This is a genomic window from Nonomuraea sp. NPDC059023 (assembly GCF_042740095.1).
Lineage (GTDB): Bacteria > Actinomycetota > Actinomycetes > Streptosporangiales > Streptosporangiaceae > Nonomuraea.
Genome location: NZ_JBHYIO010000040.1, coordinates 79,873 through 92,995 on the forward strand (window position 1 = coordinate 79,873; position 13,123 = coordinate 92,995).

A 13,123-nucleotide genomic window follows, 5' to 3' on the forward strand; every position below is an offset into this window, starting at 1 on the left:
CCATGGCCTACCGGACGCAGATCTCCGGACGCATCGAGATCGAGCCGCCCATCCCCTGGGGCGACATCCAGGACAGCGAGTTCCTCCCCCGCAGCGAAGACGACGCACTCAAGTACTGCATCGAACTCGACATCGCCGAGCGCGACGTCACCGTCCGCGAAGGCGTCCTCCGCGCCAGAGCGGCGATCGCCATCCAGACGGTGGACCCCAACCTCGCGCTCCGGGCGTACGGCCTGCTCGACGAAGTCCAGGAGATCATCGACCAGCACGGGGATGGCCGCACGTTCACCGGCGTCCTGTGGTGCCGCGGCGATGACGCCCACGACCTGTGGCAACTCCGTGTGGTGGACGGCAAGGCCGTGAGAGTGGAACCCATATGGCCACCGATGTCGATACCCGCCGCGCCCGCCCACGCACAGGACGTGGCCCCGTGACCGAGGAGCCCTCCCGCCTGCCGTACCCGCACACCCGCAACGACTGCGGGATGTGCCGCGAACGCGACGCCGACTTCCACCTGCCGGAGGAGATCTTCAGTCCGCCTGGGAAACGGCCGGGGCGCTACTGCCGACAGTGCGTCGGCGAGGTGCTGATGGTGCACGCTCAGTACAGCAGGCCGCGCGACGCCGACCCCGACGAGCCGTTCACCGTCACGCTCGTTATGCTCCCGCCCGGGAGGGACACCTGGTGAGCACTGCCGAGCATCTGCCGGCCGTCACCGAGCTGCACGGCGAGCTCATCACCGCGGCGGCGGCGCTCCCTCGTGACCGCAACCCGTACTGGGTGTACATCGACAGCCTCGCCTCGGCGAACTCGAGGCGGACGATGCGCGGCAATCTCGACCGGCTCGCCCGCATCCTCGCCGGCTACGAACCCGACGACCCCGCGGCCGCCGCCATCACCGGTGAGCAGGCGCCGTGGCACCTGCTGGACTACGCCCATACCACGAAGCTCCGCGCCCGCTTGGTGGAGAAGATTGACCGCGGCGACTGGCAGGCCAAGCACGTCAACCACCACCTGGTCGCGCTGCGGCGGGTGCTGAAGGAGGCGTGGCGTCTCGGGATTATGCAGCCCGACGTCTACCAGCGGGCCCGCGACATCCAGAACGTGGACGAGTCGCGGCTCCCGGCCGGGGCGCATGTTCCTGACGAGGCCCTGGCCGCGGCGCTCGCCGAGTGCGAGGAGGACGAGAGCGCCGCGGGGCGGCGCGACGCCGCGCTGCTGGCCGTGCTCTTCACCACCGGATGCCGCCGCGAGGAGATCGCTACGATGGTGCTGGCCGACTACGACCCGGCCGACCGGTCGATCCGCGTGGTCGGCAAGCGGAACAAGCAGCGCATGGTGTACCTGACCCGGGACGCGTGCGCGTTCCTGGAGGCGTGGCTGGCCGTACGCGGCTCGAAGCCGGGACCGCTGTTCTTCGGCTACTTCAAGGGGGCCAAGAAGGTGCGCATGCGCGGCGGCCGGCCGCAGCACCTGAGTGGGCAGGCCATCGCCGATATCTTCGCCCGGCGGCTCAAGGAGGCCGGGGCGGTACGGCGGACCCCGCACGATCTTCGGCGCACGTTCATCGGCAACCTGCTCGACGAGGGCGTGGACCTCGCTACGGCGCAGGCCTTGGCGGGCCATAGCTCGCCAGTCACGACGTCTCGGTACGACCGGCGTCCCGACCGGACCCGCCAGGAGGCGGTCGACCGGCTGACGCTCCCGGAACCGAGGAAGCTGCGCTCCTGAAAATCGTGGCCTTATATATACGTCGGGACAGGTGTTCGATTCCCTCTCGTTGTGGGCCAGAGAACGGGTCGTTGAAGGATGGGACAGCCGGAATCCGCCGCGGTACGCTGCCTGGCAACGGCATGACGCGTACGCCGTCCGCTGCGCCCCGGCGCCCACGCCGCCAAGGGCACTTCGGCCAAGGTCGCCTTCTCGGCCCGCGGAGCAGCAGAGCAACGGCATGCCATCCGGCCGGTGCGTGGAGCCCGGCGCGGAGGAGAACACCATGCCTAAGAGGCAGTCCCGCGCAGGTCAGCGCGCCCGTGATGCCGCCCGTGATGGCGCCAAGTACACGGCTGCGCTTCGTACCGAGATTGGCCAACCTTCCTCAGCAGGTGCCGCGCTCACCGCCGCCATCAGCGGCATTCATGCTGCCGTCCAGGAGCTTCCTGATGCCGCGTCCGTTCGGCAGATCCCCGAGGTCGCGGCGGCGCTCCAGCCAGTCGGGGACAACGACCAGGCCGAAGCCGGGGAGCTGGCGGCGCTGGTCAAGGCGCTACGCGCTGTCCCCACTCATGGAGATCTCACGAGCGAGGAATGGAAGCTGTGGCATGCCGCCCGAGAACTCCAGGTTGCCTTCCGATACCCGGAAGAGCTGCCACCGGGGCGTCTGGTCGACGACCACGCCAATGGCTGGGTGTCGCAGGGCTGGAGCGAGGAGCATGACGACGAGCTGTTCATGAAGGACTACGCTGGCGGCTGGTCGGGCAGCGACGGCGGCGCGTTTCTGCCGTACATGCAGGTGGTGGAGTTGTACGGCCCGGTGCGGCCTGTCGTGGCCATGCCGGAGGAGGATGCCGACCGGTTGGTGGCGGAGATGACCCGCGCCGGGCGCAAGGCGCTCATCAGTGTCCTGGTGGCGCTGTACCGCCTGTGGGCCGACGACCTGGCCGCCCATCGAGGGCAGGACCGTGGTCACATCTTGACCGCAGGCCGGGGCGGATCGTGGGAGGCTGACACCTTCAGGCGGGTGGTGCACATCCTCGGGTTCCAGGTCGGGGAGCGTCGCCTCGACGAGCGGCTGGTCGATTCGGTCGTTGAGGTCGTCAGCAGGTGGCTGTACAACCCGGACGGGTACGTAGAACTCGCCGAAGGGTTCGCATCGCTGTTCGCGGAGGTTGCCGATGCCTACGAAGGTGACCGTCACGGCATGCAGATCATCGCTGATCAGTGGGTGATGCGGCACGAAGGGTTGGAGACCCTGGAGAACTGGGCGTTGTCACTATCACGCCGCCATGGGCCCCACCGCTGGTGACTGCCCAGCACGCCCATTCTGCCCATCAAAGCTTCCTGTGCCCGAATCAGTCTTCGAAGCTGATGAGGGTCCAGGTGCCGCGGGCGGGGTCGAGTTCGATGGTGACGACGCCGCCTCCCTGGTTCGACTTCGCGTAGACCTGGTAGTACCAGCGGTCGCCGGGTGCTTCGGGAGGGAGATCCAGCTCCTCGGGTGTCCACCAGTGGCGGGCTTCGGCCCAGGGTTCGTGGGCGTTCTCGATGACCTTGTACGTCCGGTCGTGCGCGGGCCAGTAGAACTCGGTCGGCCGGCCGAGAGGGTAGGGGGCGTCCTCATCCGGTTCGGTGGTGACCTCGATCGGCTGGTTGATGTACCGCACCTGGCCACTGTAGAGCTGGAGGTAGACCCACGTCCCCGGCCTCCTTCCTGCGAGGGAGACGAGAGGCCCTGCGCTGGCCCCCCGCTCGAGGCCGGGGACGTGGGCGTTTAGGAGGCGCGCCGTTCCCGGCCGGCGGCCTGGACGGCGTGCATGTGGGTGGCGTATGCGGTCCATAGTTCTTCGCCGTCGCGGACGACGGGTCCGTTGAAGGTGCCGCATCGGCAGCGGGCGACATAGACGTCGTTGCCGGCGATGGCCGAGGCGAGATGGTTGAGTTCCCGCTCTGGCGCGTGCGCGCTGGGGTCGATGGAAGGATCGTTCCACCAGCTCGAGTTCGGCTGGGTGCTGGAGGTCATCACCAGGCGCTCCCCGTTGAGACGATGTGGCTGGGCTCGGGTGTTGCTTCGCCGGGAGCGGTCGGCGTTGCAGATGGGCTGGGTTCGCTGGTCGGGGTGGGGACCGCGGTCTGGGTGGGGGTGGGCTCTTCGGTGATGGTCGGCGTGGGGGCCGGCGTTCCGGTCGGCGTCGGGGTCGGGGTCGGCCCTGCTGAGGTCGGCGCAGGGGTGGGCGAGCTGGTGGGTGTCGGCGACGTCGTCGAAACGGCGACCGAGGCAGCGGGGCTCGGCGCCTTGCTGGAGGCCTCCGGCTTCGCCGTTGCCGTCGCCATCGCGCTCGCCGGGGTGGCCGTGGGTGAAGGTGAGGGGCTCGCGTGCGTCGGCTGGGTGGGCGCCGGAGTCGCGGCCAGGGCCGTGGTTGTGGTCGGCCGTACCCCGGTCGTGGTCGACGCCGGGTCAGGCGTCGGCGTCTCGATGCCGGGTGTGGGCGTGGGCGTGAAGGCTCCTGTCGGGTAGCCCCTGTCCGGTGCCGAGGGCGAGGCTTCGGGGGCGGAGGTGTCGGCGGCGACCGTCATCACGATCGGGGGCGGCTGCGGAGGCTGCATCATCGTGCTCACCACGGGGGCGCCGACCACGTACGTACTGGCAGCGAGCACCCCGGCGTGGAAGACGGCGGGAGCCTGGGCCAGCACCGCGGCGAGGCCTCCGCCCGCGCTTGCGACGCCGCCGCTGAGAGCCCCCGTGGCCGCGATCCCACCGCTGCCGGCCAGGATCCCGCCGCCGCCGGTGACGCCGGCGGCGAGCCCCGCGCCGCCTGTCGCCGTCCCGCCTGCGGCGAGGCCTCCGCCGGTGGCTCCTCCCCCGGTGATGGCCTGCAGGAGGGCTGGGCCCTTGGAGGCCAGCCAGAGGGCACCGACTACGGTGGCGGCGCCGGCGGTGACGCGGCCGACGAAGCGGTGGAGCGCTTCGGTGAGCAGGACGATCCGGGTCGTGGCGCGCATGCGCACCACGGCGGGCACGGTCTCGTCCTCGGCAACAAGGCGGAGGCGGGCGGTCTCGCTCTTCACCAGGCTGATGAGGACGTCGGGGTCGGCGGCCTTCTTGTTCTTGGAAACCCAGGCGATACTTCTCTTGAGCGCGTTGGCGATGTTCTTCTGGTGGTAGCGGCGTTCGCCGGTGTCCGGGTCGCGGGCCTCGTGGATGAGGGCGAGCTCCTGGTCGCGGATCTGCTCGAGGAGTTTGCGCTCGTAGGCGTTGGCGTCGAGGCGGTGGTTGATCGTCCTGATGAGCGCGAAGGGGTCGTTGGGATCATGAGCTGCCTCGAGAAAGAGGGTCAGGAGCAGGTCAGCTCTGTCGTCGCCGATGCGGTCCAAAAGGCGGCTCCTGGTACGAATATGTCAACTGTGAGTTAGCCCCCACCTGGGTATGGTCACCACGGGTTAACACTCGGGGGGATGATTGGACCTCTTTTAGGGAGCTTTGTCAACCATTGGTAGCCGTGTGCCTTGTGGTGTGTACTGTTGGCGTCCAAATCGTGCAGAGATCTTGCAGGCGGTCGGCAGGGACCCGGAAAGGGTAGATATTCGTGGACGAGGCGACTTTGGCCCAGCGGTTGGCTGAGGCGCTGAGAGAGCGAAGGTTGTCCGACCGCGGCGCGGCCAGGGAGCTGAAGCGGCGCGGCGTGACGATCTCCCATGCCTACATCGGGCTGCTGCGAAAGGGAGCCAAGACCAACCCGACGCGCGAGCACCTCGAGGCTTTCGCCGACCTCACGGGCAAGTCCGTCGACTGGCTGCTGGGCCGGGACACGCCCGTGCTGCGCCGCGAGCTCACTCCTGAGGAACAGGCCAAGCTGGAACAGGCGCGGCTCGGTCTGGCCGATCTCGGCGTCCAGAACGTGGCCGAGCGCATGATGGGCCTGTCCCAGCTGTCGGTCGACGCGATCCTCAAGATGGTCGAGGCGATGCGCGCAGCCGAAGGCGCAGACGAGGAAGAGAGCATGGCGGCCGACGAAGCCTGGTTTGAGCGGGACTAGATGTAGACAGAATATAGAAAACACGTTCGGGTAGCCCAGTAACGTGTTTCGGGTGTACCCGGAAAGGTTCCAAGATCTTGCGCGTCTCCCCCGAGCTTGTCGCTGCCCTTGAGTCAGCTCCCATCCCTCGGCCGTTCTCCCTCAAGGCGTACTGGCAGGGGATTCAGCGCATCCGCCGGCGGCGCATCCACATGCACGACTTCCCGCTCGACGCCCCAGGCGCAGTCTCCGGAGTCTGGATCGCCACCAAGCGTCGCGACCACATCTTCGTCGTGCCCAGCGCCACCGGCGTGCTGCGCCAGCACATCATGCAGCACGAGATCAGCCACATGCTGCTGAACCACGGCCGCGTCGGTGACGCCGAGACGGCGCTACAGCGGCTCTTGCAGCCGATCGTGGGCGCGTTCGAGGAGCAGAACCCACTCGGCGGGGCCTGGGCGCGCAGCCGGTACGACACCCCTGAGGAGAGGGAGGCCGAGGAGCTGGCCACCCTCATCCTCATGCGCATCCAGGATCCTCACGACGAGGAGCGCGGCCTCCGCATGATCGAGCAGAGCTTCGGATACGAACGGACGAACGGAGGCCACTGGTGATGAGCCTGGTGGACTGGTTAGCGCTCATCCTGTTGTGGGGGGCGGCGCTGTCACGGATTCCCGCCGCGCGCACGTCGCACGTGCAGCGGATGCTCTGGGGGGCGTTCACCGCGCTGGCGCTGTCGAGGGTGTTCAGTGCGGCGCCGATTGTGGCCTGGCTGGATTCGGCCACGCACATGGAGTGGGCCACGCTCTTGCGGCACCTGTCCGGGCTCACCTCCGCGACGTGCCTGCTGGCCTACGTGGAAGTGATCAGCCGTAAGGAGGGCCAGGCGTCCCGGGGCCGGTGGATCTGGCCGCCGGCGCTGGCTTTCATGGCCGCGCTCGTGGCGATGTTCGCGGCGCGGGGCGGCCGGATCTACTGGCTGGACGGAGCGACCGGCCCCGCGGCGGGCACCGCCGAGACTGGCCGGATCTACCTGCTGATCTTCGACGGCTGGCTGATGTGCTGCCTGGCGGCCGCTGGGTGGATGTTCGCCTCCTACGCGCGGCGCGCTCCGGCGCTGCTTCGGGTCGGGCTGGTCATCTCCGCTGCCGCGATGGCGGCCGGGGTGATCAACCGGGCACACGTGATGACCGTGAACCTGCTGGTGATGGGGTGGCCGGAGCTGGGCGCGCAGGAGCTGCCGGGGCTGCACAAGGGCACCTTCCTGCTGTGCATTGCAGGGATCACGATCGGCACATCGATCCCGGCTTACCGGGCGGCCAAGGCAAGGCTGAAGACCAGGCGGGCGTTGCGTGACCTTCGCCCGCTGTGGGAGGCGGTGACCACCCAGTGGCCCGACATCGCCCTCGGTGTCCGCGGCCCCCTGCAGGTGCAGCTGCTGCGGCGGGTTCTGGAGATCCGCGACGGGATGCTCGCGCTGACCTCGGTCACGCCCCCACCGGCCAGCAGCGACCCGGGCGAGGTAGCCCAGTGGCTGGTGGCCGCGCTCGAGGCTGCCCGCCGGGGCGAAGGGACGGGTGTCCCGGCCGGACGTATCCCGGGTCCGAGTAGTGTCGGCGGATCCGCGAACAGCGCCGAGAGGGAAACGCAGTGGCTACAGCAGGTCGCGAACGAGTTCAGGAAGATCACCAGGCGGAGTCCCGCGTCGCTCGTGTCCTGACCGAGGTCCTGGCCCCCAAGTACTTCGTGATGGGCCTGCCGCTGGTGGTGGGCGTGGTGACGGGCGGCTGGGCAGGGCTCGGGTGGGCGCTGCTCGCGGCCGGGCTGTGCGGCGGGATCCCTGGCCTGGTGATCTGGGCGGGGGTGAAGTCGGGCCGGTTCGTGGATCGGCACGTCACTGACCGGGCGCAGCGGCCGTGGCTGATCGGCGTGATCGTCGCCCTGGTGGTGCTCGCGCTGGCGTTGCTCGTGGTGCTCGGCGCCCCGCGCGTGATGGTGGCGTGCGTGGCCATCATGCTGGCCACGCTCGCCGTCCTGGGGCCGATCACGCTCTTCTGGAAGATCTCGTTCCACACCGCGGTGGCGGCCGGCAGCGTCGTCATGGTCGCCGCTGTGCTGCCGCCTCTCCCGGTGTTCATGGTGGGCGGTGCGCTGGTGGCGGCGATCGGCTGGTCCCGCGTGACGATTCAGGATCACACGCCCACCCAGGTGACCGCGGGCGCCATGGCGGGCGCCGCGGCCACGTGGGCGACGCTGGCTCTGCTCCTCTGACATGCCCTCAGCGCAGGACGGTCAGGACGAGCATCGCCGTGTTGATCATGAGCATGGCCACGTTGATCATGAAGACGAGCCACGGCAGGACCGTGTCCGTCCAGCGGCTCTGCGACAACGGCCAGCGCGGACGCGGTTCGCACGCTGGCTGGCTGCGGTGATAGCAGCAGCGCGGATGGTGAACCGGCCGGGGGCTCGGCCTGCGACGGCACAGCGTAGAGCGAGCCGTCCTGGGACGTCGTACAGACATGCGAGAGACCACCTAACTCCGTAGGTGTGCTCCCCGTCATGTCGAGAGGCGGACGCGGTCGCTCTAGACGCGTGTGAAAAGACAATAAGGTTTAGCACTAATTCCATATTTAGTTATGCAATGCCTCGAATGAGAAATTCGCCTCTTGGACCCTATTCTGCCTGACGTAGCGGCGCTGCGCGTACCTGTTGGCCGGGATTCCAGCCGATCCAGCGTCCATCTTCCGTCCACGGGGTGGGTTCGACGTTCACGACGATCTTCGGCGCCGCCACCGCTGGCGCCGGAGGGTCGGGGCGGGCGCCGCCTACCACGCTGTGGAAGGGCCCGCGGACTCCGTTGCTGAACCGCTCGGCGGCTTCCAGGGCGCGCAGCAGCCGCTCGTCGGCGGCCATGCCGAGCGGCGCTGTGGCGTGCAGGGCGCCGAGCACCGTCGCGGCGCCGCACCCGATTGCGGCGTAGCCGTCCTCGTGCTCGGCCACCTGGTAGTCGTCCTCGACCTCGAACAGGCGGCCGCCGACGCCCACGAGGAAGGTGCCGCCGTTCTCCCGCTCGGACTCCTTGCGGGCGTGCCCGCCATCTTTCAGGCAGGTGCGGACGGCGTCGACGAACGTGGTGACCATGAACCGGGGCAGGTCGTCGTAGTCGGGTTCGGGCGGGGTGAGCGCGTACCGCAGGAGCTGGCCCATGCGGAAGCTACTGGTGAAGCCGAAGACGTACGGCCCGTTGGTGAAGACCTTGCGGTCGGCGCGGATGCGGAGGTGCCAGCCGGCGGATCCGGCGGAGTCGCCGCCGAGGATGACCAGGCCGTCGTGGACGAGGCCGGCGATGGCGGTCACAGGACGATCCTCCAGTCGTCGGCGAGCAGGTCGGACTGGGAGGCGACCCACGGCACGATCTGGCCGTCGACGGTGCGCATGTCGATGTGCGGCCGGTAGGTCACCGGCTGGCCGACGAGCTCGGGTGCGGCCTTGCCCAGGGGCCGGTCGGGCTCGGGCCGGAAGGTAGAGCCGGGCACGACGAAGATCCACATTCCTTGGCCGTTCCAGCCGTCGCGGGTCAGGCGGCTGCCCAGCTTGAGGTGGGCGAGTGCGTCGCCGAACGTCATGAGCGTTCCTTCGTTGAGGGTCTGGCCGGTTGGTGCGGGGCGAGGGATTTCGTAGGAGCCGCGGACCTCGTCGTCGCAGGCGAAGCACATGGTGCACGAGGCGGGACCGGGGATGCCGATGTTGCGTTGCCACAACTTGGCGTGGCCGCAGGACAGGCGGACGACCCCGATGAGGTAGTCGGGGACATCCTGGGTCCAGGCGGCGGCGAGGGTGCGGGTCAGCTCGCGTTCGGAGTCCTGCTTGGCCGCGAGTTCGGCCGCGCACACTCGGCACATGCGGGGGCCGCCGCACCGCGCCTTGTTGCCGTCCGGGCGGGGGACGACGTGCCCGTGCGGGCCGGTCACCAGGCGGCTCCCCACGTGTCCGGTCCGACGACGCCGTCGACCTCGAGGCGCTTGTCGCGCTGGAACACCTTGGTCGCGGCCGAGCTCATGGGTCCGAACTTGCCGTCGACGGTGATCGTGTAGCGCAGGGCCATGAGTCGCTTCTGCCAGGTTTCGACGTCGTGGCCGGTCATCATGGGCTGGCGCGGGTTGTAGTGGAGCATGCGGCCGGGCCACGCGGGGTTGCCGGTGCCGGGCTTGGGGATCGGGTTGGTGGGTGTCGGGTCGCCGGAGCCGTCGCGGTAGCTGCGCACCAGCTGGAGGAACTGCTCCCACGGGAAGTGGGGGCCGGGGTCCCAGTGGTCGCTGCGCTTGTACACCTTGGAGGCGTCGATGTGGCCGATGAACCCGGCCTTGCCGGCGCGGAGTTCGGCGTGGGTGAGGCGTCGGATGGGGATGTTGTACTTCTTAGTCCAGGCGGCGGCGATCTTCGCGGCGCGGTGCAGGAGGGCGACGCTGTAGGGGTCGGCCCATTGGGAGTTGTTCTGCCCGGCGCGGCCGGCCAGCTCCATCTGCAGGCCGTCGTCGTTGCAGCCGGGGGCTGCCCAGGCGGTGTCGCTATCGGCGACGCAGCGGATTTCGGAGTTGTTGTCGACGCAGACGTGGGCGCTGGCCTTGGTGGCGCGGCGGGCGAAGTAGGCGGCGACGTTCTCGGCGACGTTGCCGGTTTCGCCGGTCTCCATGGTGTGGATCACGATGAGCCGGATACGGCTGCGGCGGCCCTTGTACTTGTTGGGCGATTCGATGGTCCGCACGGCGGTCCTCCCGAGGCGGGTTCGGTGGTCGCGGTGCAGGGTGGCGGGTTTCGCCGTTTACGTCCTGGCATGCGGTGAGGGGCGGACTATTGGTCCGCCCCTCAGGTGTTCCGCCGTGGGTGGCTACGTGTTCCGGGTGGGTGTGGTGAAGTCGGCCTTGGACGTGAGCGGGGCTTCGGTCAGGGCCGTCAGGCCGCGCCCGGCGGCGAGCTGGCGGAGTTCGGCCATGCCCTTGGGGGTGAACACGGGGCCGATCACGACTTGTGTGCCGGTGGCTGGGTCTCGTGCGATCAGTACGGCCTTGGCCATGGCGTGCTCCTGGTCGGGATGGGCCGGGGCGGCCCCGCCCGTGTGGGCGGGGCCGTGGTGAAGCTACATGCGGGTGAAGACGACCAGGCCGCTCACGTGGCGGACGCCGCCCTCAACGATGGGCTCCATCTGCCTGGCGATCTCGGCGACCCTGGCGAGCATCTCGTCGTAGCGCTCCTGGGAGACGTTCACGATGTGGGTCTTCTTGTCGTGGTCGTCGGGGTAGGCGGTGTTGAGCCAGAACCGCAGCGCGTTGGAGGAGACGTAGCCGACCGTGGTGAAGGGGAAGCCGTACTCGATGGCCAGGCCGTACACCTGGCCGTTTTCCAGGGTGGCGAACCAATCGCGGATGATGCGGCCCAGGTCCTTGATGTCCTCGGCGACGGCGTCGGGTCCCATCACGTCGGCCCAGATGGCGTAGTGGTCGCGGGCGTGGGCGGCGGCGATGCGCAGGCTCGTGTAGGCGGCGACTTCGCCCTGGTGGTTCTGGGCGATTTTCTGGGCCTGGCGGTGGGCCTGGTCCGCGATCCCGTAGGCGTCGGCGAGGCTCTTGGCGGTGTGCTTCACGTGGGGTTCCTCCTGGTTGTGGGGCCGGGGGCCGCAATCCCCCGGCCGGTTTCTTCAGCAGTGGGGGCAGAAGTCGGGTTCGGTGCCGTCCGCCTGGTAGTAGACGGGGTAGTGGCAGTCGGGGCAGGTGTAGGCCACGGGGTCCTCGTTGCAGCAGGCCGTCCGGCCGTCTTCGAGGATCGTGGGGTCGGGGTCGCTGCAGACGATGCAGGCGGGCTGATGGTGGGCCGGGGGCGAGGCGGTGGCCGCCTCGCCCGTCGAGGTGAGTGTCGTCATCAGCAGGTGCAGGTGACGCGGTGGCCGTCGATGCCGTGGATGTCGCCGCAGGGGTGGCCGTACCACTCCACGTTGTTGAGTTCGTCGGGGCTGAGGCCGCCGGGGCGCTCGGTGGCGTACTGGGCCATCTCGGCGTAGTGGCCAGCCTGGTCGGACGTGGTCATCAGGCCGGGGCCGTGGGTGGTGTAGAACATCGGGTCCTCCTGGTTAACGCCTTTGGGGCCGCAATCCCCTCTGACACTTCAAAGAATACAGAATATTTAATGAGATGGGAAGCCCTCTCTTGAGCTGATGTTTTCCCTGATGAGGACGGGGCCGCAGGGTCGATGGGGCGCGGTGACGACCATGCAGCCCGCACGCTCGGCGAGTTCTCCACGGGGGCCGCAGGCCAGCGGGCGGCTTCATGGTTGCGACGTGAGCTCTCATCGCAGGCCAGGGCCTCTTTCGAGGGAATCGTTGCCTCGCGACTAAAAAGCCTGTATTATTTGAGAAGCGCGAGGGATTGCGGCCCTCGCCGGAACCAGGAGGAATCCCCCATGGGAATCACTCGGGCAATCGCCCTGACGGTCGGGGCTGTGGCCACGGCCCTGACCGTCACCGCCTCCCCCGCCCACGCGGCGGAAGCGGTCATCACCAGCCCCTCGGTGGGCAGCGCCGCCACGGTCGGCCAGCCGCTCACGGTCAGCGCCGACACCAGCGGAGTATGCGACCCCGCCTTGCGGGTGCGCACCCCCAACGGGGCCACGGTGAAAGTCAGCCTCGGGAACGCCGGGCCGATGTGCGGTCCGACAACCTTCGGCGGCACCTACACGCCGGAAACCCCCGGCGAGCACCAGGTGCTCCTGGTCAGCGGCAACGGAACCACGTTGTCGGAGGTCGGGATCACGGCGGCGACCCCGCCGACCCCGACCCCCACGCCGACTCCGACCGTGACCACCACCATCACGGTCAGCCCGACCCCTACGGCGGGCGAGACGGACAAGGCGACGGCGACCCCGACGCCCACGAAGACCGTCACGGTCACGCCGAAGGCGACCCCGAGCGCGAAGAAGGCGACGCCCACACCCAAGGTCACGGTGACGCGCACCGTGGCAGCCCCCGCTGACCGGCAGCAGACCCCGCCGCCGGTCGTGGTCCAGCAGATGCCTGCGGCGACCCCGCAGACTCAACTCACGTTCGACCCCGCGCCGGAGCCTGCTCCTGAGGCCGCCCCGGTGCACGCCGTGCCTCAGGCGGCTCCCGCTGACCAGATGCCCGCCTGGATGGCCGCCCAGCTAGTCCGGCAGGCCGAAGACAGCGGCCCCGGTTTCGGCACGGTGGTCGGCGCGGTCCTGGTCGTCTTGCTCCCGATCGGCGCGATCGGCGGGCTGATCGCCTGGCGGATTCTGCGCCCCCGAGGCGAGCGACGCAACCAGCTCTAACGAGCACCATCTCCGAAGCCGCCCGCCCGCGATCCGGGCGGGCGGCCCACCCG

At 69.1% G+C, this 13,123-nt stretch carries 19 protein-coding genes; 9 read left to right on the forward strand and 10 right to left on the reverse strand.

What is annotated here, in order from left to right; all coding sequences use genetic code 11:
* Positions 1 to 2 precede the first annotated feature (2 nt).
* The 4 genes from ACFWYW_RS46930 to ACFWYW_RS46945 all read left to right on the forward strand — a co-directional run bounded on the left by ACFWYW_RS46930 (position 3) and on the right by ACFWYW_RS46945 (position 3,025).
* Complete coding sequence (locus ACFWYW_RS46930; protein ID WP_379623927.1) at positions 3 to 434, forward strand: DUF6205 family protein; 432 nt, start codon at positions 3 to 5, stop codon at positions 432 to 434.
* Positions 431 to 688, forward strand: a complete 258-nt coding sequence (locus ACFWYW_RS46935; RefSeq protein WP_379623925.1) for a hypothetical protein — start codon at positions 431 to 433, stop codon at positions 686 to 688. The genes ACFWYW_RS46930 and ACFWYW_RS46935 overlap by 4 nt, the downstream gene beginning before the upstream one ends.
* Positions 685 to 1,731 (forward strand): tyrosine-type recombinase/integrase, encoded by a 1,047-nt coding sequence (locus ACFWYW_RS46940; RefSeq protein ID WP_379623923.1) that lies wholly within the window; start codon positions 685 to 687, stop codon positions 1,729 to 1,731. The genes ACFWYW_RS46935 and ACFWYW_RS46940 overlap by 4 nt, the downstream gene beginning before the upstream one ends.
* A gap of 265 nt (positions 1,732 to 1,996) precedes the next feature.
* Entirely contained in the window at positions 1,997 to 3,025 is a 1,029-nt protein-coding gene (locus ACFWYW_RS46945) for a hypothetical protein (protein ID WP_379623921.1), read from the forward strand.
* 46 nt (positions 3,026 to 3,071) lie between these two features.
* On the opposite strand, the gene ACFWYW_RS46950 is transcribed toward ACFWYW_RS46945, so the two are convergent.
* From ACFWYW_RS46950 to ACFWYW_RS46960, 3 genes are all read right to left on the reverse strand, one after another.
* Positions 3,072 to 3,383: a DUF6504 family protein gene (locus ACFWYW_RS46950; protein ID WP_379623919.1), complete on the reverse strand. Its 312-nt coding sequence runs from the start codon at positions 3,381 to 3,383 to the stop codon at positions 3,072 to 3,074.
* A 107-nt stretch (positions 3,384 to 3,490) separates the two neighbouring features.
* The gene (locus ACFWYW_RS46955) at positions 3,491 to 3,739 is read right to left on the reverse strand and encodes a hypothetical protein (RefSeq protein WP_379623917.1); all 249 of its coding nucleotides are present in this window, start codon (positions 3,737 to 3,739) and stop codon (positions 3,491 to 3,493) included.
* Entirely contained in the window at positions 3,739 to 5,091 is a 1,353-nt protein-coding gene (locus ACFWYW_RS46960; protein WP_379623915.1) for a hypothetical protein, read from the reverse strand. The genes ACFWYW_RS46955 and ACFWYW_RS46960 overlap by 1 nt, the downstream gene beginning before the upstream one ends.
* A 212-nt stretch (positions 5,092 to 5,303) precedes the next feature.
* Here ACFWYW_RS46960 and ACFWYW_RS46965 point away from each other — a divergent pair, with 212 nt between their 5' ends.
* From ACFWYW_RS46965 to ACFWYW_RS46980, 4 genes are all read left to right on the forward strand, one after another.
* Positions 5,304 to 5,753: a hypothetical protein gene (locus ACFWYW_RS46965; protein ID WP_379623913.1), complete on the forward strand. Its 450-nt coding sequence runs from the start codon at positions 5,304 to 5,306 to the stop codon at positions 5,751 to 5,753.
* A 77-nt stretch (positions 5,754 to 5,830) separates the two neighbouring features.
* Positions 5,831 to 6,346, forward strand: a complete 516-nt coding sequence (locus ACFWYW_RS46970; protein ID WP_379623911.1) for a hypothetical protein — start codon at positions 5,831 to 5,833, stop codon at positions 6,344 to 6,346.
* Positions 6,346 to 7,452 (forward strand): MAB_1171c family putative transporter, encoded by a 1,107-nt coding sequence (locus ACFWYW_RS46975; protein WP_379624020.1) that lies wholly within the window; start codon positions 6,346 to 6,348, stop codon positions 7,450 to 7,452. Before ACFWYW_RS46970 ends, ACFWYW_RS46975 begins: the two co-directional genes overlap by 1 nt.
* Positions 7,383 to 8,003, forward strand: a complete 621-nt coding sequence (locus ACFWYW_RS46980; protein ID WP_379623908.1) for a phosphatase PAP2 family protein — start codon at positions 7,383 to 7,385, stop codon at positions 8,001 to 8,003. Before ACFWYW_RS46975 ends, ACFWYW_RS46980 begins: the two co-directional genes overlap by 70 nt.
* Positions 8,004 to 8,405: 402 nt before the next feature.
* Here the strand turns inward: ACFWYW_RS46980 and ACFWYW_RS46985 are convergent, their stop codons facing one another.
* The 7 genes from ACFWYW_RS46985 to ACFWYW_RS47015 all read right to left on the reverse strand — a co-directional run bounded on the left by ACFWYW_RS46985 (position 8,406) and on the right by ACFWYW_RS47015 (position 11,843).
* Positions 8,406 to 9,089, reverse strand: coding sequence for a hypothetical protein (locus ACFWYW_RS46985; protein ID WP_379623906.1), 684 nt, complete (start codon positions 9,087 to 9,089; stop codon positions 8,406 to 8,408).
* Positions 9,086 to 9,703, reverse strand: a complete 618-nt coding sequence (locus tag ACFWYW_RS46990; RefSeq protein ID WP_379623904.1) for a DUF2829 domain-containing protein — start codon at positions 9,701 to 9,703, stop codon at positions 9,086 to 9,088. The genes ACFWYW_RS46985 and ACFWYW_RS46990 overlap by 4 nt, the downstream gene beginning before the upstream one ends.
* Positions 9,700 to 10,497, reverse strand: a complete 798-nt coding sequence (locus ACFWYW_RS46995; RefSeq protein WP_379623902.1) for an N-acetylmuramoyl-L-alanine amidase — start codon at positions 10,495 to 10,497, stop codon at positions 9,700 to 9,702. Before ACFWYW_RS46995 ends, ACFWYW_RS46990 begins: the two co-directional genes overlap by 4 nt.
* A 123-nt stretch (positions 10,498 to 10,620) precedes the next feature.
* Positions 10,621 to 10,806 carry a hypothetical protein gene (locus ACFWYW_RS47000; RefSeq protein ID WP_379623900.1) on the reverse strand — a complete coding sequence of 62 codons (186 nt, stop codon included), beginning with the start codon at positions 10,804 to 10,806 and terminating at the stop codon, positions 10,621 to 10,623.
* Between the two features lie 63 nt (positions 10,807 to 10,869).
* Entirely contained in the window at positions 10,870 to 11,373 is a 504-nt protein-coding gene (locus tag ACFWYW_RS47005; protein WP_379623898.1) for a hypothetical protein, read from the reverse strand.
* A 54-nt stretch (positions 11,374 to 11,427) separates the two neighbouring features.
* On the reverse strand, positions 11,428 to 11,649 hold the full coding sequence (locus ACFWYW_RS47010) for a hypothetical protein (RefSeq protein ID WP_379641291.1): 222 nt from the start codon (positions 11,647 to 11,649) through the stop codon (positions 11,428 to 11,430).
* A complete protein-coding gene (locus tag ACFWYW_RS47015) occupies positions 11,649 to 11,843 on the reverse strand; it encodes a hypothetical protein (protein WP_379623896.1) in 195 nt (64 codons plus the stop codon). The genes ACFWYW_RS47010 and ACFWYW_RS47015 overlap by 1 nt, the downstream gene beginning before the upstream one ends.
* A 342-nt stretch (positions 11,844 to 12,185) precedes the next feature.
* Between ACFWYW_RS47015 and ACFWYW_RS47020 the strand changes: the two genes are divergently transcribed.
* A complete protein-coding gene (locus tag ACFWYW_RS47020; protein ID WP_379623894.1) occupies positions 12,186 to 13,070 on the forward strand; it encodes a hypothetical protein in 885 nt (294 codons plus the stop codon).
* Positions 13,071 to 13,123 lie beyond the last annotated feature (53 nt).

Bases quoted from the DNA above. Each gene is read 5' to 3' on its own strand.
- ACFWYW_RS47010 (WP_379641291.1), bottom strand. From the start codon at position 11,649: ATGACGACACTCACCTCGACGGGCGAGGCGGCCACCGCCTCGCCCCCG.
- ACFWYW_RS46955 (WP_379623917.1), bottom strand. From the start codon at position 3,739: ATGACCTCCAGCACCCAGCCGAACTCGAGCTGGTGGAACGATCCTTCC.
- ACFWYW_RS46945 (WP_379623921.1), top strand. From the start codon at position 1,997: ATGCCTAAGAGGCAGTCCCGCGCAGGTCAGCGCGCCCGTGATGCCGCC.
- ACFWYW_RS47015 (WP_379623896.1), bottom strand. From the start codon at position 11,843: ATGTTCTACACCACCCACGGCCCCGGCCTGATGACCACGTCCGACCAG.
- ACFWYW_RS46975 (WP_379624020.1), top strand. From the start codon at position 6,346: ATGAGCCTGGTGGACTGGTTAGCGCTCATCCTGTTGTGGGGGGCGGCG.
- ACFWYW_RS47000 (WP_379623900.1), bottom strand. From the start codon at position 10,806: ATGGCCAAGGCCGTACTGATCGCACGAGACCCAGCCACCGGCACACAA.
- ACFWYW_RS46930 (WP_379623927.1), top strand. From the start codon at position 3: ATGGCCTACCGGACGCAGATCTCCGGACGCATCGAGATCGAGCCGCCC.
- ACFWYW_RS47020 (WP_379623894.1), top strand. From the start codon at position 12,186: ATGGGAATCACTCGGGCAATCGCCCTGACGGTCGGGGCTGTGGCCACG.